Source organism: Methylobacterium sp. Leaf94 (assembly GCF_001426045.1).
Taxonomy (GTDB): domain Bacteria; phylum Pseudomonadota; class Alphaproteobacteria; order Rhizobiales; family Beijerinckiaceae; genus Methylobacterium.
In genome coordinates this window covers 16,632-38,213 of record NZ_LMRM01000007.1, presented here as the reverse complement: position 1 = coordinate 38,213, position 21,582 = coordinate 16,632, and the positions used below count along the sequence as shown (strand labels likewise).

17 protein-coding genes and 2 tRNA genes are annotated in these 21,582 nt (G+C 69.4%); 2 read left to right on the top strand and 17 right to left on the bottom strand.

The window, feature by feature from the left end; all coding sequences use genetic code 11:
• The first annotated feature begins 3 nt into the window (after nt 1-3).
• Nucleotides 4-1,290: a hypothetical protein gene (locus tag ASG63_RS05680; RefSeq protein ID WP_200957528.1), complete on the top strand. Its 1,287-nt coding sequence runs from the start codon at nt 4-6 to the stop codon at nt 1,288-1,290.
• Nucleotides 1,291-1,548: 258 nt separating this feature from the next.
• On the opposite strand, the gene ASG63_RS05675 is transcribed toward ASG63_RS05680, so the two are convergent.
• From ASG63_RS05675 to xseA, 11 genes are all read right to left on the bottom strand, one after another.
• Nucleotides 1,549-1,625 (bottom strand) — tRNA-Met (locus ASG63_RS05675).
• A gap of 111 nt (nt 1,626-1,736) precedes the next feature.
• Nucleotides 1,737-2,978, bottom strand: a complete 1,242-nt coding sequence (trpB, locus tag ASG63_RS05670; RefSeq protein WP_056213099.1) for a tryptophan synthase subunit beta — start codon at nt 2,976-2,978, stop codon at nt 1,737-1,739.
• Nucleotides 2,979-3,125: 147 nt separating this feature from the next.
• Nucleotides 3,126-3,767 carry a phosphoribosylanthranilate isomerase gene (locus tag ASG63_RS05665; protein ID WP_056212951.1) on the bottom strand — a complete coding sequence of 214 codons (642 nt, stop codon included), beginning with the start codon at nt 3,765-3,767 and terminating at the stop codon, nt 3,126-3,128.
• Between the two features lie 31 nt (nt 3,768-3,798).
• Complete coding sequence (locus tag ASG63_RS05660; RefSeq protein ID WP_056212950.1) at nt 3,799-4,173, bottom strand: lipopolysaccharide assembly protein LapA domain-containing protein; 375 nt, start codon at nt 4,171-4,173, stop codon at nt 3,799-3,801.
• 34 nt (nt 4,174-4,207) lie between these two features.
• On the bottom strand, nt 4,208-4,519 hold the full coding sequence (ihfB, locus tag ASG63_RS05655; RefSeq protein WP_056212948.1) for an integration host factor subunit beta: 312 nt from the start codon (nt 4,517-4,519) through the stop codon (nt 4,208-4,210).
• Nucleotides 4,520-4,565: 46 nt separating this feature from the next.
• Nucleotides 4,566-5,552, bottom strand: a complete 987-nt coding sequence (gene sppA / locus ASG63_RS05650) for a signal peptide peptidase SppA (RefSeq protein ID WP_056212946.1) — start codon at nt 5,550-5,552, stop codon at nt 4,566-4,568.
• 451 nt (nt 5,553-6,003) lie between these two features.
• On the bottom strand, nt 6,004-7,734 hold the full coding sequence (rpsA, locus tag ASG63_RS05645) for a 30S ribosomal protein S1 (protein ID WP_056212944.1): 1,731 nt from the start codon (nt 7,732-7,734) through the stop codon (nt 6,004-6,006).
• Between the two features lie 336 nt (nt 7,735-8,070).
• Nucleotides 8,071-8,781, bottom strand: a complete 711-nt coding sequence (locus tag ASG63_RS05640) for a DUF1013 domain-containing protein (RefSeq protein ID WP_056212942.1) — start codon at nt 8,779-8,781, stop codon at nt 8,071-8,073.
• Between the two features lie 187 nt (nt 8,782-8,968).
• Nucleotides 8,969-9,913: a ribose-phosphate pyrophosphokinase gene (locus ASG63_RS05635; RefSeq protein WP_055959118.1), complete on the bottom strand. Its 945-nt coding sequence runs from the start codon at nt 9,911-9,913 to the stop codon at nt 8,969-8,971.
• 135 nt (nt 9,914-10,048) lie between these two features.
• Nucleotides 10,049-10,276 (bottom strand): DUF4170 domain-containing protein, encoded by a 228-nt coding sequence (locus ASG63_RS05630; protein ID WP_056212940.1) that lies wholly within the window; start codon nt 10,274-10,276, stop codon nt 10,049-10,051.
• 172 nt (nt 10,277-10,448) lie between these two features.
• Nucleotides 10,449-12,170 (bottom strand): exodeoxyribonuclease VII large subunit, encoded by a 1,722-nt coding sequence (gene xseA, locus ASG63_RS05625; protein WP_056212937.1) that lies wholly within the window; start codon nt 12,168-12,170, stop codon nt 10,449-10,451.
• Nucleotides 12,171-12,615: 445 nt separating this feature from the next.
• On the opposite strand from xseA, the gene purD reads away from it, so the two are divergent.
• Nucleotides 12,616-13,899, top strand: a complete 1,284-nt coding sequence (purD, locus tag ASG63_RS05620; RefSeq protein ID WP_056212935.1) for a phosphoribosylamine--glycine ligase — start codon at nt 12,616-12,618, stop codon at nt 13,897-13,899.
• A gap of 10 nt (nt 13,900-13,909) precedes the next feature.
• Here purD and rsgA read toward each other — a convergent pair whose 3' ends face one another.
• The 6 genes from rsgA to ASG63_RS05590 all read right to left on the bottom strand — a co-directional run bounded on the left by rsgA (nt 13,910) and on the right by ASG63_RS05590 (nt 21,256).
• Complete coding sequence (rsgA, locus tag ASG63_RS05615; protein ID WP_056212933.1) at nt 13,910-14,908, bottom strand: ribosome small subunit-dependent GTPase A; 999 nt, start codon at nt 14,906-14,908, stop codon at nt 13,910-13,912.
• A gap of 40 nt (nt 14,909-14,948) precedes the next feature.
• A complete protein-coding gene (locus tag ASG63_RS05610; protein ID WP_056212931.1) occupies nt 14,949-17,681 on the bottom strand; it encodes a valine--tRNA ligase in 2,733 nt (910 codons plus the stop codon).
• 115 nt (nt 17,682-17,796) lie between these two features.
• Complete coding sequence (locus tag ASG63_RS05605; protein ID WP_082501193.1) at nt 17,797-18,402, bottom strand: PopZ family protein; 606 nt, start codon at nt 18,400-18,402, stop codon at nt 17,797-17,799.
• Nucleotides 18,403-18,591: 189 nt separating this feature from the next.
• Entirely contained in the window at nt 18,592-19,959 is a 1,368-nt protein-coding gene (locus ASG63_RS05600; RefSeq protein WP_244476332.1) for a TolC family outer membrane protein, read from the bottom strand.
• A 299-nt stretch (nt 19,960-20,258) separates the two neighbouring features.
• Nucleotides 20,259-20,909 (bottom strand): protein-L-isoaspartate O-methyltransferase family protein, encoded by a 651-nt coding sequence (locus ASG63_RS05595; RefSeq protein ID WP_056212925.1) that lies wholly within the window; start codon nt 20,907-20,909, stop codon nt 20,259-20,261.
• A gap of 273 nt (nt 20,910-21,182) precedes the next feature.
• Nucleotides 21,183-21,256 (bottom strand) — tRNA-Cys (locus tag ASG63_RS05590).
• Between the last annotated feature and the right edge of the window lie 326 nt (nt 21,257-21,582).

Genomic DNA, 21,582 nt, shown 5'->3' with positions numbered 1-21,582 from the left:
GTGATGCCAGAGCAGGTCGTGAAGCTGCGGGATGCCTTCGGCGTCGGACGCGAGATCCCGTTGAACTACGTCGCCCGGGACAACGTCGACGGTCGCTTCGTGGACAGCCTCACACGCGACAAGCACGTCGTGATCTACGGCTCCTCGAAGCAGGGCAAGACTACACTGCGGCGGCACTGCCTGGAGGAGAGCGACTTCATCGTTGTGAGCTGCCTCAACACGATGGGGCTGGCCGACCTGAACGGCGCGATCCTCAAGAAGGCCGGCTACCGCATCGAGCAGACGCAGACCAAGACCGTCGGCGGGGCCTGGAAGTACGGCGCCGAGTTCGCCGGCGAGGGCAAGGTCCCGTTCGTGGCAAAGGCGTCGGGCAAGGGCACAGTGAACCGCGAGTCCAACGAGGCCGATGCGGTGGTGACCAAGCGCCTGGAGATCGACCTCAACGACGTCAATGACATCATCACGGCCCTGCAGGAGATCGGCTTCGCGAAGTTCATCATCCTGGAGGACTTCCACTACCTGTCGGCCGACACCCAGCGATCCTTCGCCTTCTCGCTGAAGGCGTTCCATGAGAACTCCGACCTTTGCTTTATCATCGTCGGGGTCTGGCGGGAGCAGAACCGGCTCATCTACTACAATGGCGACCTCACCAACCGCATCGTCAGCATCGACGTCGACGTGTGGGAGGAGGCTCACCTGCGCGAGGTCATCGGGGTCGGCGAGCAGCTCCTGAACGTCCGATTCGACCCGTCCACCATCGAGGTCCTGCTGCGCCACTGCGGCGACAGCGTCGCGCTCGTACAGGAGGCCTGCTACCGGATGTGCGAGCGCGCCGGGGTATTCGAGACGCGGGACGAGGCCGTGGACGTCGGGACCGACGCCGATGCCGAGGCCTTGGTCCGCGAGATCGTCAACGACCAGGCGGGGCGCTACTCGGCCTTCATCACGAACTTCTCCGAGGGTTTCCAGCAGACCGACCTGGAGATGTACAAGTGGGTCACCTACGCGGTGCTCGCGTCCCCGATCGAGGACCTGGAGACGGGCCTGCGGCGGCAGCAGGTGGCGAGCATCATCAAGGGCAAGCACCCAGAGGGGGCCAAGCTCAACGAGGGCAACATCACCCAGGCCCTCCAGAACACGGCCTCCCTGCAGGTTCTGAAGAGCATCCGCCCCATCATCTTCGACTACGACCAGACCACCCGGGTCCTGACGACCGTCGATCGGAGCTTCCTGATCTGGCTCGCCCACCAGGATCGGGCCGAGCTCCTTGCCGAGATCGGCATCGAGTGACCCGGGCCCGGCTTTAGCCGCTCGCAAGAATCCCGGCGGTCGGCGCCAAAATCATCCGCTCGGCTGAGACGCCTCCCCCTTGGGACTGTCCACGGCGCGTGGGACCGTCGGGATTCGATCCGTTGGGGATAAATCACCGCCATCGAACCTGCCGATGAATATCGAGGGTCGCAGCCCGAGAGAAGCCCGAGAACCAAAAAGCCCCGGACACGATGTCCAGGGCTCGGAGGCTAAGTCGCTCTAGCGACTGGGGAAAATTGGTAGCGAGGGAGGGATTTGAACCCCCGACACAAGGATTATGATTCCTCTGCTCTAACCAGCTGAGCTACCCCGCCAGACCGCGGCCGCCGAAGATCGTGGCCGCGATGAGATCGGCGGTATAGGGAACCCCGCCGTGACGTGTCAACGGGGTCGGACCGGGGAAAATGGCCGGCCCCGCGTGAAGGTCAGAGCCGGGTGCCGAGGATCTCGGCGACCTGGGGGATGTCCTTGTCGCCACGTCCGCACAGGTTGACGACGAGGAGGTGATCCTGGGGCTTCTGCGGGGCCAGCTCCCCAACCTTGGCGAGGGCGTGGGCCGGCTCCAGGGCCGGGATGATGCCTTCCAGCATCGAGCACTGCTTGAAGGCGTCGAGCGCCTCCTGATCCGTCGCCGAGAGGTAGGTGACGCGGCCGGCCTCGTGCAGCCAGGCGTGCTCGGGGCCGATGCCCGGATAGTCGAGGCCGGCCGAGATCGAGTGCGCGTCCGCGATCTGGCCGTCGGCGTCCTGCAGCAGGTAGGTGCGGTTGCCGTGCAGTACGCCGGGTTTGCCGCCCGACAGCGAGGCCGCGTGCAGGCCGCTGGAGATGCCGTGTCCCGCCGCCTCGACGCCGTACATCGCGACCTCGGGATCGTCGAGGAAGGGATGGAACAGGCCCATGGCGTTGGACCCGCCGCCGATGCAGGCGACGAGGGAATCCGGCAGGCGGCCCTCCATCTCGAGCATCTGCTGCTTCGTCTCGCGGCCGATGATCGACTGGAAGTCGCGCACCATCGCCGGGTAGGGGTGCGGGCCCGCCACCGTGCCGATGCAGTAGAAGGTGTCGGCGACGTTGGTGACCCAGTCGCGCAGGGCCTCGTTCATCGCGTCCTTGAGGGTCTTGGTGCCGGACTGCACCGGCACCACCTCGGCGCCCAGCATCTTCATGCGGAACACGTTGGGCGCCTGCCGCGCCACGTCGACGGCGCCCATGTAGACCACGCATTTCAGGCCGAAGCGGGCGCAGAGGGTGGCGGTGGCGACGCCGTGCTGGCCGGCGCCGGTCTCGGCGATGATGCGCGGCTTGCCCATGCGGCGGGCCAGCATGATCTGGCCGAGCACGTTGTTCACCTTGTGCGAGCCGGTGTGGTTCAGCTCGTCGCGCTTGAAGAAGATCTTCGCGCCCTGCCCCGGGGCGGCCTGCGCGCGCAGGTGCTCCGTCAGGCGCTCGGCGTAGTAGAGCGGGCTCGGCCGGCCGACATAGTGGGTCAGGTGGCTGTTCATCTCCGCCTGAAAGGCCGGATCGGCCTTCGCGGCCGTGTAGGCGGCCTCCAGGTCGAGGATCAGCGGCATCAGCGTCTCGGCCACGAAGCGTCCGCCGAAGATGCCGAAGCGGCCGCGCTCGTCCGGGCCGTTGCGGAACGAGTTCGGAGGGGGAGCGATGGTCACGGGCATGGTCCTTGTCAGCTCTGCGTTTGTCGATAGGCCTAGACCCGCGCGGGGGGCGGCGACAATGCGGCCAACGCGTCGAATCGCGAAATCCAGGCCTTTGGGCGCGGAAAGCGAGGGGTCCCCGGCCGGGAGCCCCCTGCCCCCTCAGCCCCGGGCCGCCGCGATGAAGGCGGCGATCCGGTCCGGCGACTTCTCGCCCGGCCGGGTCTCGACGCCCGAGGACACGTCGACGGCGCGCGCGCCGGTGCGGGCGAGCGCCGCCGCCACGGTGCCGGGGGTGAGGCCGCCCGAGAGCATGTAATCCGCCGGCAGGACCGCGCCGTCGAGGAGATTCCAGTCGAAGGCATGGCCGTTGCCGCCGGGCAGCAGGGCCTCCGGGGGCGCCTTCGCGTCGAGGAGGATGCGGTCGGCCACCCCCGTATACAGGGGGACCGCGTCGAGATCCGCCGAGGTGGCGACGCCGACGGCCTTCATCACCCGGCGACCGGTCACGGCGCGGATGGCCGCGACGCGCTCCGGCGTCTCGTGCCCGTGGAGCTGGATCCACTCGGGGTCGAGGGCCGCGACGGCGGCCGCCAAAGCAGCGTCGTCCGGGTCGACGAGGAGCACCACCCGCTCGGTCCGGCCCTTCGCGCGCGCCGAGAGGGCACGGCCGGTCTCCAGGTCCACGTGCCGGGGGCTCTTGGGGAAATGCACGAACCCGACGAGATCGGCGCCGGCCTCCAGGGCGGCGTCGAGGGTCGCCGCCGTACTCAGCCCACAGATCTTGATCGCGATGGTCGCCATGGGTGCCGCGGCTCGGGGCGTGCCGCCGGCCTCAGTGCGGCGCCGGCAGGGCGACGCGGTCGGGGGCGTTGCGGTAGATGCCGTTCGGACCCTCGTTGGTCGGCGCCGGCGCGTAGGTCTTCAGGCGGGCGGTCTCGCTCTCCAGGCGGCGGATCTCGCGGCGGCGCGCGGCGCTGGTGCGGCGGGTGCCCGCCTGCCCGAGCCAGGCGCCGCAGCCGCCCAGAAGGACGCCGATCGCCACCGCGATGAACAGCAGCAGGTAGAGCGGCAGCGCCGCGCTGAACACCGGCATGTCGGGCGAGACGGGATCGAAGGACACCCGCACCACGTCGCGGTTGGCCACCGCGAAGGCGACCACCAGGATCGCCACGGGAAGCAGCACCAAGCCCTTGAGGAAGCGGATCATCGAGAGGAACTCCGAGCGTTGGGGACGGGGCGGATCAGGACGCGGCGGCCGCGCCGTCCCCGATGCCGGCCTCGTTGAGGCGCAGGCGCATCTCCTTGCCCGTCTTGAACACGGGGATGGCCTTTTCCGAGACGGCAACGGCCGCACCCGTCCGCGGGTTGCGCCCGCGCCGCGCATCGCGGCGCTTCACCGAGAAGGCCCCGAAGCCGCGCAGCTCGACCCGGTCGCCGCGGGCCAGGGCATCCGCGATGGTGTCCAGGATCGCGTTCACCAGGGTCTCGACATCCCGCTGGTAGAGATGCGGGTTCTGCTCGGCGATCTTGAGCACGAGCTCCGACTTGATCATGCGAGGGCCTTCACGAAGTCATGCACGAATGGGGTGGCGCGAACCCTCAGCGGGCGGCGTCCGCGGGCCCGGGCCGCCAGAGGACCAGGAGTCCGCCCTGGGCCAATCCCGCCGTCTCGTCGCCGACCTGGCGCAGACGCGCCGCGACGCCGTCGAGCCCGACGAGGTCGGCCCCGAGGCCGAGGGCGGACCACAGGCGAAAATCGCTCTTGGCCGTCGGCTTCCAGTCCAGCACCGGCAGGTCCTTGGCCACGCCGCGCTCGGATTCGAGCCAGGCGATGGCCTGCCGTTCGCCGCCGAGACCGTCGACGAGCTTCAGGGGCACGCTCTGGCGGCCGCTGAACACCCGGCCGTCGGAGACGGTGGCGAGTTCCTTCTCGGTCATCTTGCGCCGGTCGGCCACGAGCCCCTTGAACCACGCATAGGTGTCGCCGACGACCGCCGCGAGGGCGGCGCGGGCCTCGGGCGAGGTGGGCGTGAAACCCGACGGTTCGGCCTTGAGGGGGGCCGACTTCACGGATTCGACCTTGACCCCGACCTTGTCGAGGAGGCCCGACAGGTCCGGATACTGGAACAGGACGCCGATGGAGCCGACCAGCGCGGTCTCGCGGGCGACGATGTGGTCGGCGGCGATGGCCGCGATGTAGGCACCGGAGGCGGCGGTGCCGTCGACGAAGGCCACCATGGGCTTCTTCTCGGCGAGCGCCCGCAGGTTGCGGTAGAGTTCCTCGGAGCCCGTGGTGGTGCCGCCCGGCGAGGAGATCGACACCACGACGCCCTGAACGGCGCTCGCGTCGCGGACGCGCGCGATCAGCTTGGTGGTGGATTCGCTGCCGGCGATGAAGCCGCCCACCGAGATCCGGGCGATCTGCGGACGGACGCTGCCGAGGCCCAGGGCCTCGCCGCCGCTGCGGACCCGCAGGCCGACCGCGCCGACCGCGACCACGAGACCGCCGATCCCGAGGACGCGCCAGAGGGAGAGCTTGCGGCGCAGGCGCCGGCGATCGATCAGAAGTTCGGCATCCGCGGCCATGCGCTGGTTACGCTCCCTCACGTGCCGGCTCGGCCGGCTGATGTTTCCGGACGCCAGGGTCTGGACGCCGGGTTTCCCGGCGCCGAGGTCCGAACGCTCGGCCGGTACGCGCCGGCCTCCGCCTGCGCGCCGAACCTTGTCCCACACTCCCCGCCGATTTGCATCAAGCCTTTGGCAGCTATCGGCCTTTGGCAGCGATCGGCTTCGACACATCCCGGCCCTGGATGCCTCACGCGTCCTCCGGCGTAAGGCCGCGCCCGATCCGTCACGGGCTCGTGTTCTAGCCTTGCCGGACACGGACCGACAAGGGGCTGGCGGCGGCTCCGCGCGACTCCGGGGGAACGGGGTCCGCGCACGAAAAAACGCCCGCGCGGGAGGCGATCCCGCGCGGGCGTCGATGGAGTCTGCGAGGATCCCCGGTCCCAAGGGACCGGGGGAGACGCGGGACGGATCAGTCCTGCGACTCGTCCTTGTCGTCGCTGGTGCGGGCCTTCTTGAAGGCGGCGCCGAGGATCTCGCCGAGCGAGGCACCCGAATCGGTCGAACCGAACTGGGCCATCGCCTCCTTCTCTTCGGCCATCTCGAGGGCCTTGATCGAGAGCTGGACCCGGCGCGCCTTGCGGTCGAACTGGATCACGCGGGCGTCGAACTTCTCGCCGGCGGCGAAGCGCTCGGGGCGCTGGTCGCCACGGTCGCGGGCGAGCTCGGCCCGGCGGATGAAGGTCGTCAGGTCGGTGTCGACGATCTTCACGTCGACGCCCGAATCCTTCACGTCCACCACTTCGCAGGTCACGATCTGACCCTTCTTGAGGTCACCGGCTTCCGTGAAGGGGTCGCCGCCGAGCTGCTTCACGCCGAGCGAGATGCGCTCCTTCTCGACGTCGACGTCGAGAACCTGGGCGCGCAGCATGTCGCCCTTCTTGAACTCCTCGATGACCTGCTCGCCGGGACGGTTCCAGTCGAGATCCGACAGGTGGACCATGCCGTCGACATCGCCGTCGAGGCCGATGAACAGGCCGAACTCGGTCTTGTTCTTGACCTCGCCCTCGACCTCGGAGCCCACCGGATGCTGCTCGGCGAAGGCCTCCCAGGGGTTCTGGAGGGTCTGCTTGAGGCCGAGCGAGATGCGGCGCTTGACCGGATCGACCTCGAGGATCTGCACTTCCACTTCCTGCGAGGTGGAGACGATCTTGCCCGGGTGGACGTTCTTCTTCGTCCAGGACATCTCGGAGACGTGGATCAGGCCTTCGATGCCCGGCTCCAGCTCCACGAAGGCGCCGTAGTCGGTGATGTTGGTCACGCGGCCCTTGAGCTTGGCGTCGACCGGGTAGCGCTGGGCGATGCCCTCCCACGGATCGGCCAGCAGCTGCTTGATGCCGAGCGAGATGCGGTGGGTCTCGTGGTTGATCTTGATGATCTTGACCTTGACCGTCTGGCCGATGGTCACGACCTCGGACGGGTGGTTCACGCGGCGCCACGCCATGTCGGTGACGTGGAGCAGGCCGTCGATGCCGCCGAGATCGACGAAGGCGCCGTACTCGGTGATGTTCTTGACGACGCCGTCGATGACCTGGCCTTCCTCGAGGTTGGCCACCAGCTCGGAGCGCTGCTCGGCGCGGCTCTCCTCGAGGACGGTGCGGCGCGACACGACGATGTTGCCGCGGCGGCGATCCATCTTGAGGATCTGGAACGGCTGCGGGGTGCCCAGCAGCGGGGTGACGTCGCGCACGGGGCGGATGTCGACCTGGGAGCGCGGCAGGAACGCCACGGCGCCGTCGAGATCGACGGTGTAGCCGCCCTTGACCTGGTTGAAGATCGCGCCGGTGACGCGCTCGTTGGCCTCGAAGGCCTTCTCGAGCTTGACCCAGCTCTCCTCGCGGCGCGCCTTGTCGCGCGAGATGACGGCCTCGCCGAGGGCATTCTCGATGCGGTCGACATAGACCTCGACCTCGTCGCCGACGGCGAGTTCGCCTTCGCGGCCGGGGCCGTTGAATTCCTTGAGGGCGACACGGCCTTCCGTCTTGGCGCCGATGTCGATGACGGCCACGTCCTTCTCGATCGCGACGACGCGACCCTTGACGACGGACCCTTCGGTGATCTCGTGTTCGAGGAAGGACTCCTCGAGAAGAGCGGCGAAATCGTCGCGGCTCGGGCTACGCTGCAGGGCGTTACCAGCGGTCATTCTGTCTCCTGACAGGCCTCATCGGGAGGCCGGCATCGGCGGCTCGTGTGACGGGACACCCTCGACGTCGCCACCCGGGGTCACGGACCCGACGGGCTCAACCTCCCGGAGGAGGGCCGACGCATTCTCAAACGATGGTCGAGAGCGATCCTCCAAACGGAGCGTGGCCCGGCGGGACGGCCGAGCCTCGTGGAATCCATTCGGAGAACGCCGGTTGCATAGCGGATTGCCGACCATCCGGCAACTGGCTGCCGGCCCTCCGCCCCGGAGCCCGGAAACGAAAAATCCCCGCGGCGGGGCCACGGGGATCGGTCGGCGCGGCGCGTGCGGGGCGCCTCAGTCCTCGTCGTCGTCCTCTGTGCTGCGCATGCCCTTGAGCTTCGCGAACACCGAATCGGCGTTGAGCTTCTCGTCGCGGGCGCTGCGGTGATGCGCGTCGGCCTCGGTGTAGTCCGTGGCCGTCGACACCTCGGTCGGCAGCAGCGTCGCGCCGCCATCCACCGGCATGTTGGCCGGACGGTCCTTGGCCGAGCGCTGAACCTCGAAATCGAGGTCGATCTGGGTGCAGAGGCCGAGGGTCACCGGATCCATCGGCTGAAGGGAGCCGGAATTCCAGTGGGTGCGCTCGCGGATCTGCTGGATCGTCGACTTGGTGGTGCCGACGAGGCGGATGATCTGCGCGTCCTTGAGCTCGGGGTGGTTGCGCAGCAGCCAGAGGATGGCGTTCGGCCGGTCCTGGCGGCGGGAGAGGGGCGTGTAGCGCGGTCCCTTGGTGGTGCGCTTGACCTCGGGCAGCTTCACCTTCGAGACCGCGACCTTGAGCTTGTAGTTGGGGCTCTTCTGCGCCTTCTCGATCTCGTCGCGGGTGAGCTGGCCGGTGGTGATCGGATCGAGGCCCTTGATGCCCGCGGCGACCTCGCCGTCGGCGATCCCCTTTACCTCGAGGGGGTGCAGCTTGCAGAAATCGGCGATCTGCTCGAAGGCCAGCGAGGTGTTCTCCACCAGCCATACGGCGGTGGCCTTCGGCATCAGCGGGCCTTGCGACATCGGGCTACTCCAACTGGTTCGTGCGGGACGGGTCCGGGGCGCCGCCGACAGGGCGTCGCTCGCTCCGGCCTCGACTGGCCGGCAGCATCCCGTCTCAACGCTGCAATAGGGAAGCGCCGTCTATACAGGTTCCGATGGGGTCAGCGCAATTGCGATCCGCTGGTCCCGGACATCCGGGACGCGCGCGTCAGGTGAAGAGGCTCGACACGCTGGATTCCGTCGCCGTCCGGCCGATGGCCTCGCCCAGGAGCGGCGCGATGGTGGCGACCCGGATGTTGCGGGCGAGCTTGACCGCCTGGGTCGGCTGGATCGAGTCGGTGATGACGAGCTCCTTCATCCGCGAGGCGGCGATGCGGGAGACCGCGCCGCCCGAGAGCACCCCGTGCGTGATGTAGGCGGAGACGTCCTTGGCGCCGGCGTTCAGGAGGGCCTCGGCGGCGTTCACCAGGGTGCCGCCGGAATCCACGATGTCGTCGACAAGGATGCAGGAGCGTCCCTCGACCTCGCCGATGATGTTCATCACCTCGGACTCGCCCGGACGCTCGCGGCGCTTGTCGACGATGGCCAGGGTCGCGTCGATGCGCTTGGCGATGGCACGGGCGCGGACGACGCCGCCGACATCCGGCGAGACCACCATCCAGTCCCGGGGGTCGAGGCGCTCCTTGATGTCGCGCACCATCACGGGGGCGGCGAACAGGTTGTCGGTCGGGATGTCGAAGAAGCCCTGGATCTGCCCGGCATGGAGATCGAGGGTCATCACGCGGTCGGCCCCGGCCTCGGTGATGAGGTTGGCCACGAGCTTGGCGGAGATCGGGGTGCGGCCCGAGGTGCGCCGGTCCTGGCGGGCATAGCCGAAATACGGGATCACGGCGGTGATGCGCCGCGCCGAGGAGCGGCGCGCGGCGTCGATCATGATGAGCAGTTCCATCAGGTGATCGTTGGCCGGGAACGAGGTCGACTGGACGATGAACACGTCCTCGCCGCGCACGTTCTCCTGGAGTTCGACGAAGATCTCCATGTCGGCGAAGCGCCGCACCATGCACTTGGCCAAGGGCAATTCGAGGTAGGCCGCGATGGCCTCGGCCAGGGGGCGGCTCGCGTTGCCGGCGATGATCTTGATCGAGGACTTCATGCCGGGGTCTTCATCTCGCGATCCTGGAGGGCCGAGCCCGTGCCGAGGTTGAGGCCATCGTTGCGGCGCTGCATAACAGCCGCAACCCCGGCGTCACAATGCCTTCACGTCCGTTCCGAAGTCAGGTTTCGCACATCAGGGCTCGAGCAGCCGGTGCAGATGCACGATGAAGTAGCGCGTCTGGGCGCTGTCAACCGTCGACTGTGCCTTGGCCTTCCAGGCGGTCTGGGCCGAGGCGTAGTCCGGAAAGATGCCGACGATGTCGAGATCCTTGACGTCGCGGAAATTCACGCCGTCGAGACTCTCCAATTCGCCCCCGAAGACGAGATGCAGTCTCTGTGCGCTGTCGATCGTCGTCGTCATTCCCGCATCTCCTTCCGCCCGGATCCGGCGCCATCCCGGAAGGCACGAGGCGTGCCGCCGGTGCGGTCGCAAACGCCGCCGGGTTCGTCAACCCGATCCGCGTGCCGCGCAACACGCAGGCCCCCTCCCCGCCGGCCACGGTGCACAGGCGTTGCCGCCCGGCAACCGGTCCTCAGAGGTCGAACAGGCTTCCCTGCCGGGCCGGGGGCGCCGGGACGTCCGCCGGCGGCGCCGTCCCGGCAGCCGTCGTCGGGGCGGTCTTGGTTGCCTCCTTGGTCGCGGCGGTCTTGGTTGGGGCGGTCTTGGTCGGGGCGCTCTTCTTCCGCGCGGCCTTCGGGGGATCCGCCGCGGCGGGGGCCGCGGCGGCGCGCGGCGCGACCTCGACGAAACCGTCTGTGAATTCCAGGGTCATGTGCGGCGCGGCCTGCGCCGCCGCGCGGATCGCCCGCCCGTCGGCGTCGCGCACCAGGGCGTAGCCGCGGGCCAGGACGGCCCGGTAGCCGAGCGAGCCGAGGAGACCGGAGAGGCCTGCCAGGCGGTCGGCGCGGCGCTCCGTCGAGCGGATCCCGGCCCGGACCAGCCGCGCCTGCAGGGCGTCGAGGCGATCGCGGCTGCGGACCTGCTCCGCCCGCGCGCGGCTCACCGTTCCCGCCCGGGCGATGACGAGGCGGCGACCGAGATAGGACAGCCCCTCCCCCTTGCGCGCCATGTCGTGGCGCAGGGCCGCGCCGGGACGGTCGCCGATGCGGGCGACGCGTCCCCGCGCCTGGGCGAGGGCCAGGGTGGGCGGATGCCGGGCGAAGCGCTCGACGAGGTGCGAGACGCGCAGCCGGAACACCCGGGCGTTGCCGGCCAGCGCCGGGCCGAGCCGTGCTTCGGCGAGGTCGAGGCGCTGGCGCTTGGCCGCCAGGAAGGCGTCGACGTCCGGCATCGCCCGCACCAGGGCGCGCAGGTCGCTGCGCTCCCGGTCGAGGCGACGCTGGACCGCCTCACGCTGGCGCCGTCCGAGATCGACCACTGCGGCGACGAGGTCGGCCCGCACCGGAACCGCCATCTCGGCGGCCCCCGTCGGGGTCGGAGCCCGGCGGTCGGAGACGAAGTCGATCAGGGTGGTGTCGGTCTCATGGCCCACCGCGGAGATCAGCGGGATCGTCGAGTCCGCGGCCGCCCGCACCACGCATTCCTCGTTGAAGGCCCAGAGATCTTCGATCGAACCGCCACCCCGCGCCACGATGAGGACGTCGGGCCGGGGAATCGCGCCGCCGGGCGCCAGCGCATTGAAGCCCCGGATCGCCCCCGCGATCTCCTCGGCCGCCCCCTCCCCCTGAACCCGCACGGGCCAGACCAGGACCGGCCGGGTGAAGCGGTCCGCGAGCCGGTGCAGGATGTCGCGGATGACGGCGCCGGTGGGCGAGGTCACCACGCCGACCACGCGCGGCAGGTACGGGATCGGCCGCTTGCGCTCGGGCGCGAACAGGCCCTCGGCGGCGAGCACGCGCTTGCGCTCGTCCAACAGCGCCATCCAAGCCCCGACGCCGGCGGGTTCCAGGGTCTCGATGACGATCTGGTACGAGGACTTGCCCGGGAAGGTCGTGATCCGCCCGGTGGCGACCACTTCGAGCCCTTCCTGAGGCCGCTGGCGCAGGCGGTTGAAGGTGCCCTTCCAGACCACCGCGTCGATCCGGGCGCTGCCGTCCTTGAGCGAGAAGTAGGCGTGGCCGGAGCTGTGCTGGCCGCGAAAGCCCGAGATCTCCCCGCGCAGGCGGACGTGACCGAAGGCATCCTCCAGCGTCCGTTTCAGCGCGGAGGCAAGGTCTCCGACGGACCATTCCGGCACGTTGGAGACGGGTCCGGATCCGGAGGCGGCTTTGGCGGGCGGAGGAGGAACGGCCATGGCGGCGGACGCTAGGGCCGGCGTCGCCTCAGGTAAAGGGATCGGCCGCGCCGCTCCAAGTCACACCCGGCGCATCACATCAGGATGGAGAGGATGACCAGCACGGATGCCACGGGCACGGCGCAGATCGCCAGGGCCATGCGCCAGATCGGCAGATTGTCGAGGTTGCCGTTGTCGTTGCAGGCGCGCACGGGAACGCGTCCGTGCGTGACGTAATGCGCGAGGCTGACACTCCGGGAAGGAGTCGGCGCCACCAAAAACGGAACGGATTTGCGACAGCCTGGCATAATCCTCACAACGTCGTCCGAAGCGGTTCGTTCCATGCGGAAAGTCCGAGAACACACGGAGGCCGAACCCGGTTCGCGGACCGCTTCCCGTGCACAGCGCGAGTGTCGACGGCGAATCGGACTTTTCAACGAACGGCTTTTGGGGAACATCACCCCTCATGAACATCCTCCTCATCGGTTCGGGCGGGCGCGAGCACGCCCTCGCCTTCGCCCTCGCCAAGAGCCCCCTCTGCACCCGCCTGTTCACCGCACCGGGCAATCCCGGCACGGCCGCCTTCGGCGAGAACCGCCCGGAGCTCGACGTGTCCGACCATGCCGCCGTGCGGGCCTTCTGTTCGGGCGAACGCATCGGCCTCGTGGTGGTCGGGCCCGAGGCCCCCCTGGTGGCGGGCCTCGTCGACGACCTGCAGGCTGCGGGCGTCCGGGTGTTCGGCCCGACGAAGGCCGCCGCCCAGCTCGAGGGCTCCAAGGGCTTCACCAAGGACCTGTGCGCCGCAGTCGGCATCCCCACCGCCGCCTTCGCGCGCTTCCAAACTCTCGAGCCGGCCCTGGCCTACCTCGCCGCGCAGGGCGCCCCCATCGTCGTGAAGGCCGACGGTCTGGCTGCCGGCAAGGGTGTGGTCGTGGCCGAGACCCGCGAGCAGGCGGAGAGCGCCGTGCGGGCCCTGTTCGAGGAGCCCGGCGCCGAGATCGTCATCGAGGAATGCCTGTTCGGCGAGGAGGCGAGCTTCTTCGCCCTGTGCGACGGCACCCGCGCGGTCCCGGTGGGCACGGCCCAGGACCACAAGCGTGTCTTCGACGGCGACCGCGGCCCCAATACGGGCGGCATGGGCGCCTACTCGCCCGCAACCATCCTGACCCCGGCCCTGGAGCGGGAGGTGATGGAGACCATCATCGCTCCGACGCTCGACGGCATGCGTGCGCGGGGCATCCCCTTCACCGGCATCCTCTATGCCGGGCTGATGCTCACTGCCGACGGGCCGAAGCTGATCGAGTACAACACCCGCTTCGGCGACCCGGAGGCCCAGGTGCTGATGCCGCGCCTCGCCTCCGATCTCGTACCGGCGTTGCTGGCGGCCTGCGAGGGCGACGTGTCCGGGATCAGCCTTGAATTCGACGAGCGGCGTGCCGCGCTCACGGTGGTCATGGCGGCGGCCGGCTATCCCGGAGCGGTTCTGCGCGGCTCGGAGATCCGCGGGATCGAGGCCGCGGGCGTGAGCGACGAGGTCCTGGTGTTCCAGGCCGGCACCCGCGCCGAGGGCGGGCGCCTGCTCGCCGACGGGGGCCGGGTGCTCGCCGTCACGGCCCTGGGCGAGAGCATGATGGAGGCGCAGGCACGCGCCTACGCGGCGGTGGCCCGGATCGACTGGCCAGAGGGCTTCTGCCGGCGCGATATCGGCCGCCGCGCCGTCGCCCGCGAGGTCGCGGGCGGCGGGATCTGAGGTTCGGCGGTCAGCGCCGCTTGTTGCCGCGGGGGCCAGTGGGCACCACCGTGTTGCCCCGGTTCTCGGCCCGCAGGATGCGCCAGCGCGCCACCCGTTCCGGGTCGAGGCGTCCCTCGGCCACCGCGTCCTGCACGGCGCAGCCGGGCTCGTGGGCATGGGTGCAGTCGCGGAAGCGGCACGCGGGAGCCAGCTCGGTGATCTCGGCGAACAGGGTGTCGATCCCCTCGGCCGCATCTCCGAGCTGGAGCGAGCGGATCCCGGGCGTGTCGATCACCCAGCCGCCGCCCGCGATGGCATGGAGCGAGCGGCTCGTCGTGGTGTGCCGGCCCTTCGCATCGTGCTCCCGAATGCCCCCCGTCGCTTGTGGCGCCGCGTGGCCCGGGCCCGCCAGGGTGTTCACGAGGGTCGACTTGCCGACCCCCGAAGAGCCGACCACCGCCACGGTGCGGCCGGGGCCGCACCAGGGGCCGAGCCGCGCCGCTGCTCCAGTTTCGCGGGGGTTCACCAGCACCACGGCGAGATCGCGCTGCAGGGCCTCGGCTTCGCGGCGATAGCGCTCCGCATCCTCGCAGACATCCGCCTTGGTCAGGACGATGACCGGCTCGGCGCCACCCTGGTTGGCGAGGGCAAGGTAGCGCTCCAGCCGCGTCGGATTGAAGTCCGCATTGCAGGACGTGACGATGAAGAGCGCGTCGACATTGGCCGCCGCGAGCTGCGGCGCGGCGCTCCCTTCCCGCCGCCGCTCCAGGACGGTGCGGCGGTCCAGGCGTCGGCGCAGCATCTGCGTCCCGGCCTCGACCAGGACCCAGTCGCCGACCGCGTAGTCGCCGGTGTTGGTGTGGACCGGCAGCATGAGTTTGAGCGGCCCCGCCTCCGCGAGGGCGCCCATGCGGGCGCGGTGCACGGTGGCGACGCGCTGGGGCACAAGGGCCGCCTCGTCGGGCCGGCACTGGTCCGCGAAGAAGGCGGACCAGCCGAGTTCGGCCAGGGTATGGACGACCGTCACGACGCGCGACCCAGTCGCGCGCCGAAGGCTTGCGACCCGCTCAAGCGGCGAGCCGCGCCAGCGCCTCCGTGATCTTCTCCAGGCGGGCGGCCTCTGCATCGCGACGCTCGCGCTGCTCGTCCACCACCTCGTCGGGCGCGCGGGCGAGGAAGTCGGCATTGCCGAGCTTGCCCTCGATCTTGGCGATCTCGGCGCCGGCCTTCGCCGCCTCTTTCTTCAGGCGGGCGACCTCTGCGGCCAGGTCCACGATGCCCTCCAGCGGCAGGGCCGCCACCGAGCCGCGCACCAAGAGCTGCACCGAGTTCTTCGGCGCGGCCGCCTCGAAGCGGATCTCGGAGAGCCGCGCCAGCCGCGCCAGGGTGTCGCCCCAGCGGGTCGCCCGGGCCTGCAGATCCGCATCGACGCCGACCACCACGAGGGGGATCTGCGCCGCTGCCGGCACGCTGGTCTCGGAGCGGGCCGAGCGAATTTCCGAGACGAGGTCGACGAGCCAGCCGATCTCGGCCTCCGAGGCCGAGTCGTTAAGGGCGGCCAGATCCGGCCAGGGCGCAAGGGCGAGCAGGCCCCGCTCCGGCAGGTCTGCGCCCTTGATCGCCCAGAGCTCTTCCGTGAGGAAGGGCATGAAGGGGTGCAGCAGCTTGGCGATCTGGTCGATCAGGAAGGCCACGGTGGCCTGCGTCTCGGCCTTGGCGGCCGCCGCGACGCCCTCCCCCTGGAGTACGGGCTTGGCCAGTTCCAGGTACCAGTCGCAGAAGATGTTCCAGACGAAGCGGTAGGCTGCCGCCGCCGCGTCGTTGAAGCGGTAGGCCTCGAGGGCCGTCGTGACCTCGGCGACCGCTCGCGCGGCCTCGCCGAGGGCCCAGCGGTTCAGGGTCTCGCCAGCGTTTTCCGGCCGGTAGTCGGCCCGCAGGGCGCAGCCGTTCATCTCGGCGAAGCGCGAGGCGTTCCAGAGTTTCGTCGCGAAGTTGCGGTAGCCTTCGACCCGGTTCACCGCCAGCTTGATGTCGCGCCCCTGGGCGGCCATCGCCGCAAGGGTGAAGCGCAGGGCGTCGGCCCCATACTGGTCGATGAGTCCGAGCGGATCGACGACGTTGCCCTTCGACTTCGACATCTTTGCGCCGGAGGCGTCGCGCACCAGCGTGTGCAGGTAGACGGTGGAGAACGGCACCCGGTCGGTGACGTGGAGCCCGAGCATCATCATCCGGGCGACCCAGAAGAAGATGATATCCTTGCCGGTCACCAGCGTGTCGGTCGGGTAGTAGCGCGCCAGTTCCGGGGTCTCGTCGGGCCAGCCCAGCGTCGAGAACGGCCACAGGGCGGAGGAGAACCAGGTGTCGAGGACGTCCTCGTCCCGACGCAGGGGCGCGGGCGCCCCGCGCTTCGCATCGGCCTGGGTTTGCGCCTCCGCCTCGCTCATGGCGACGTAGATGCCGCCCGCCTCGTCGTACCAGACCGGGATCTGGTGGCCCCACCAGAGCTGGCGCGAGATGCACCAGGGCTCGATGTTCTCGAGCCACTGGAAGAAGGTCCGCTCGTAATTCTCGGGCACGAAACGGGTTTTTCCATCACGCACCGCCTGCAGGGCGCGCTCGGCCAGGGGCTTCACGTTCACGTACCACTGGTCCGTGAGGTAGGGCTCGATGACGACGTTCGAGCGGTCGCCGTGCGGGACCGCGTGGGTGTTCGGTTCGGTAAGACGCAGGCGCTCGCGCGCCTCCATCAAGGCAACGACCCGCTTGCGCGCCTCGAATCGGTCGAGGCCGTGCAGGGCCAGGGCCTCCGGCTCGGGATCCGAACCGCTCAGGAAAGCCGCATTGCCGTCGAGGCTTATGCGGGCTTCCGGATCCAGAATGTTGATCGGCGTGCAGCCGGCGCGACGGCCGACCTCGAAGTCGTTGAAGTCGTGGGCGGGCGTGATCTTGACGGCACCCGTGCCCTTCTCCGGGTCGGAATAGCTGTCCGCGACGATCGGGATCAGGCGCCCGATCAGGGGCAGGCGCACGCGCCTGCCGACCAGATGGGTGTAGCGCTCGTCCTCCGGATGGACCGCCACCGCGGTGTCGCCCAGCATGGTCTCGGGCCGGGTCGTGGCGACCGTGATGATCTCGCCGGTCTCGGTGCCGCCTGCGTCGACGACCGGGTAGTCGAAGTGCCAGAGATGGCCCTTCACCTCCACCTGCAGGACCTCGAGGTCCGAGATCGCGGTCTGGAACTTCGGATCCCAGTTCACCAGGCGCTTGTCGCGGTAGATCAGGCCCTGGGCGTGGAGGTCGACGAAGGTCCGGGTGACGGCACGGACCATCTGGTCGTCCGGCGCCCCCGAGACGCCCATGGTGAAGCGCTCCCGCGACCAGTCGCAGGAAGCGCCCAGGCGCTTTAGCTGGTTGACGATCGCTCCGCCCGATTCCGCCTTCCAGGTCCAGACCTTTTCGACGAAGGCCGCGCGGCCGATCTCCCGCCGGCCCGGCTCGTTCGCCTCGGCGAGGCGGCGCTCCACCACCATCTGGGTGGCGATGCCGGCATGGTCGGTGCCCGGCTGCCAGAGCACGTCGCGGCCGCGCATGCGCTCGAAGCGGCAGAGGATGTCCTGCAGCGTGTTGTTAAGGGCGTGCCCCATATGGAGGCTGCCGGTCACGTTCGGCGGCGGGATCACCATGGTGAAGGGCTTCGCCCCGGCCCGTTCGGGGCGCCCGGCCTTGAAGGCCTCGCCCGATTCCCAGGCGGCGGCGATGCGCGCCTCGACGGCGGCGGGATCGAAGGTCTTGTCCATCATGGGCGGGGTCGGGTCACTGATCGGGGAAAGCGGAGGTTGGTCCGCTTTCAACCTGTCGGGCCCCCTGCGTCAACACGCGAGCCCCGCGATTCGGCTCTGCGACCGCGTTCGGGCCTCAGCGGCCCCGAGCCACCCGCTCGATCTCGGCGCGCACCAGACGCTCGACCATGCCGGGCAGGTTCTCGTCGAGCCAGCCCTTCAGCATGGGCCGGAGCATATCCTGCACGAGGTCCTCCAGGGTGCGGGCCTGGCTGCTCATCACCGTGTTCGAGAGCATGTGGAAGGCCTGGGCGACGCTCGCATCCGTGACGGCCGAGGTCAGGCGCTCGGTGGGTGTCGGCTCCGGCTCGCGCATCGCGGACTGGGGAGCCGGACGCGGCGGCTCGATGGGGGCAGCGGCACGGAGAGGCGGCAGCGGCTCCAGCTCCGGCTCGTCATCGTCGAAGGAGATCGCATCGAAGTCGATCTGCCCGTCCTCGATCGGCTCCTTGCGGAACGCGATCTCGGGCTCGTCGAGGGGGATGGGCTTGCGGACGGGCTGGGCGACCTCGGCGAGGTCCAGGACATCGTCGTTCTCGGGCTGCGGGGCGGATGCCCGCGGCGGGACCACCTCGGCCTTGGCGATCTGATCGTCGGCGATGATGCGCCGGATCGACGCCAGGATCTCCTCCATGGAGGGTTCCTGCGCCTTGTCCGACACCTTGGGGCTCGCTGCACTCATCCGGACGATGCTCGGGATCTGGGGGAAACGGTTGCGACGTGCGGCGAGTATTTCATGCTCCCGCCCCGACACAAGCGCCGGCCGCTGCACGGCACGGGATAAGCTCGCGCCGCCGTGAGACTCTAAGGTACGGCTGCGCCGGCCGGGGCGGCACAGCCCGAATTGCGGCGACCGCGTGGTTGCCGAACCTCAGCGTCCGTCGGGTGTGCGCACGCCGTACCAGAGGTCCTTGACCTGATCGAAGTGTTCCTTCGGGCTGTAGACCGCCACCGGCAGCGCCGTGAAGCGCACCGTCAGGCGACCGATCGCCTGGACGACGCCGTAGGAGAAGACAACCCGGTTGCGCTGGGCGATGATCAGGTTCGTACGGGCGTTCAGCAACTCCTGCTGCGCGTTCAGCACGTCGAGAGTGGTGCGCTGGCCCACGCGGGCCTCCTCGCGCACGCCATTCAGAGCCACTTCGTTGGCCTGCACCTGCGCCTGCGAGGCGATGACCTGTGCCTTGGACGCCTCGAGCTGGCCCCAGGCCGTCACGATGGCCGAGCGGACCTGATCGCGGGTGTCCTCGGCATCGAGTCGGCGCTGGCCGACCGTCTCCTTGGCCTGACGGATCTGCGAATAGGTCTGGCCTCCCTCGTAGAGGGGAATCGTCAGGCGGCCGACGATGGTGGCGCTGAGAAAATTGTCGCCAGCGAAAGATTGGTCATAGCGCTGCTGCACCGAGCCCTGCAGGCCGGCGGTCGGGTACAGCGCCCCTTCCAGCACCTTCACCTGGGCCTCGGACACGTCGACGAGGTGCAGCGCCGAAAGGATCTGCGGATGCTCCTTGAGGCCGATATTGATCGCCGTATCGAGGCTGGCCGGAACGTAGCGGTCCAGAGGCCGTCCGGGCGCGAGTTGGCGCGGCTCGACGCCGATATAGCGGCGATAGGTGCCGATGCTGGCCCGCAGAGTGGCCTCGGCACCGCTGACGTCGCTCCGAGCGCCGGCGAGGCGGGCCTCGGCCTGCGCCACGTCGGTGCGGGTCACCTCACCGACGTTGAAGCGGTCGCGAGTCTGGCGAAGCTGCTCTTCCAACACCTCGACGTTGTTGCGGCGCAGTTCGAGGTTTGCCGTATCGCTGAGGACCGACATGTAGGCCTGGGCTGCATTGAACAGGACGTTCATCTCGGTGGCGCGAAGGGCCTCCCGGACGCGGAGAACATCGGATTCCGCCTGGCGGGTTTGATTGTCGGTGCGAAAGCCGTTGAATAGAGTTTGGTTGACGGTGAGGCCCGCACCGCCCGGACGCGTAACCTGATTGAGCCTTTGTCTCGAGACTGTCCCATCCAGCTGGCCGATCCCGATGTCGGCATCAAGGCTGACGGTAGGACGATAGCCGGACTTCGCCTGTGCTACGCTCTCGTCGGTTGCGCGCACGCCGGCGCGGCCGGAATTCAGAATCGGAATGGCGGCATACGCCCGCGAGAGTGCGCTCTCCAGCGTCTCGGCACCGGCCGGGCTCGCCAGGGCGACCGCCAATACGGCGAGGCCGGCCGGCCGAAGCCTCGTGCGCATCGCAGGTTTCGAATCTCTCACGCTCATCAGCCCTTGCGGTTTCTCGATGAACCGGACGGCCTCGCAGAAGGCCGCCGCGCCTGGGCGCGATACCGGGTTGCCCGCCTCGATGCGGAGACTACCCGACCTTGACCGGCAGAGCACCGGTTGCTTGCTGTGCATTGCGTGAATCCGTCAGGGGTGCCGCAAAAAAGCGACACTCCTTTCGGGTTACCTCCGAGGCGTGCGGGGCGCGAAACCGGTCTCCAGTCCACGGCATCGATGGCGACGAAGCGGTCCTTTTGGCAGCTCTGCGGAGGTCAGAACGCGAAATCGACCGCGTCCGCGAAGGCGCCCAGGGGCGGAAGAGCGGCATCGAAGAGGGGGCGCGCGCCGAAGGCGTCGCCGGCCCGCACGAACAGGGTCGCTTTCGCGGCCCGGTCCCGGCCCATCACGCAGACGAGGCGACCGCCGTCCTTCAGCTGATCCAGAAGGGGCTGCGGACGCGTCTCCACCCGGCCGTTCACCAGGATCGCATCGTATGGTGCACTCTGCGGGACGCCGGCCTCGAGCGGTCCTTCGACGACCGTGACGCGGTCGAGGCCGGTCAGGCGTTCGCGGGCGCCCGTCGCGAGATCGGCATCGGATTCGAGGGCCACGACGTCGGTACCGAGCCGCGCGAGGATCGCGGCGCCGTAGCCGTAGCCCGTGGCGGCATCGAGGGCGGTGTCGCCCGGCTGGATCGCCAGGGCCTGGATCATGCGTGCCAGGAGCATCGGTGCCGGCATCGCGCGGCCCGTCCGGCCGAGCCGCAGGGTCTGGTCGATATAGGCGAAGTCCTCGCGGCCCGGCGGCACGAAACGCTCGCGGGCGACCTCTCCGAAGGCGTCGAGGACCGGGACGTCGTTCACGTCGAAGGTCCGCAACTGACAATCGACCATGAGGCGTCGTGCCTGCGCGTAATCGAGCATGGATGCCGTCTTCCCTCGACCCTGAGCCGGCGCCGGGCGCCGCTCTGTCCTTCCGGGCGGCCGGGCGGCCACGCCGAAGCTTGCGGGTTGTCGTGGATCGATGGCGAAAACGCAAGGTTCCCGGAGGCGCCCCGCTGACACGCAGAAGCGGGTCTTCCGGGCCTCGGCCGCTGCGATCGTTTCTGTCCACCCGGGCCGCCGAACACTTGGCGCCGGTACCGGCGGGATCTCGTTCCTCGAATGGGACGCCGGCCGCGCCGACAATAGAAAAGTTGGAGGCCTCGGAGGGAATCGAACCCCCGTACAAGGATTTGCAGTCCTCTGCGTAACCACTCCGCCACGAGGCCTCTGTCGCACCGCCCCGAGGGGCTCGTCCGGCGACCCCCGTCCGGGCGGCCGGCTCGGGGAGAGCGGTCTCTAGCAGAGCCCCCCGCGTGAGGGCAACGGCCTTTGAACGATCTCTGCAAATTAGGCTGCACGGACGGATGCGTCCCCCCTTCGCGCGCCTGGGTGGGGCCATCTTCGGTCCTGCGCCTCGATCCCCCGCCTCCGGTTCCACGCGACCTCAGTCCGGGTCGCGAGGATTTCCGGCAACGCCCCGGGCGCCGGTCAAAAAATGTGACGGAATCGTCAAATCACCGGTCCAGACACTCTTGCGTCCCGGCGAAGCGCT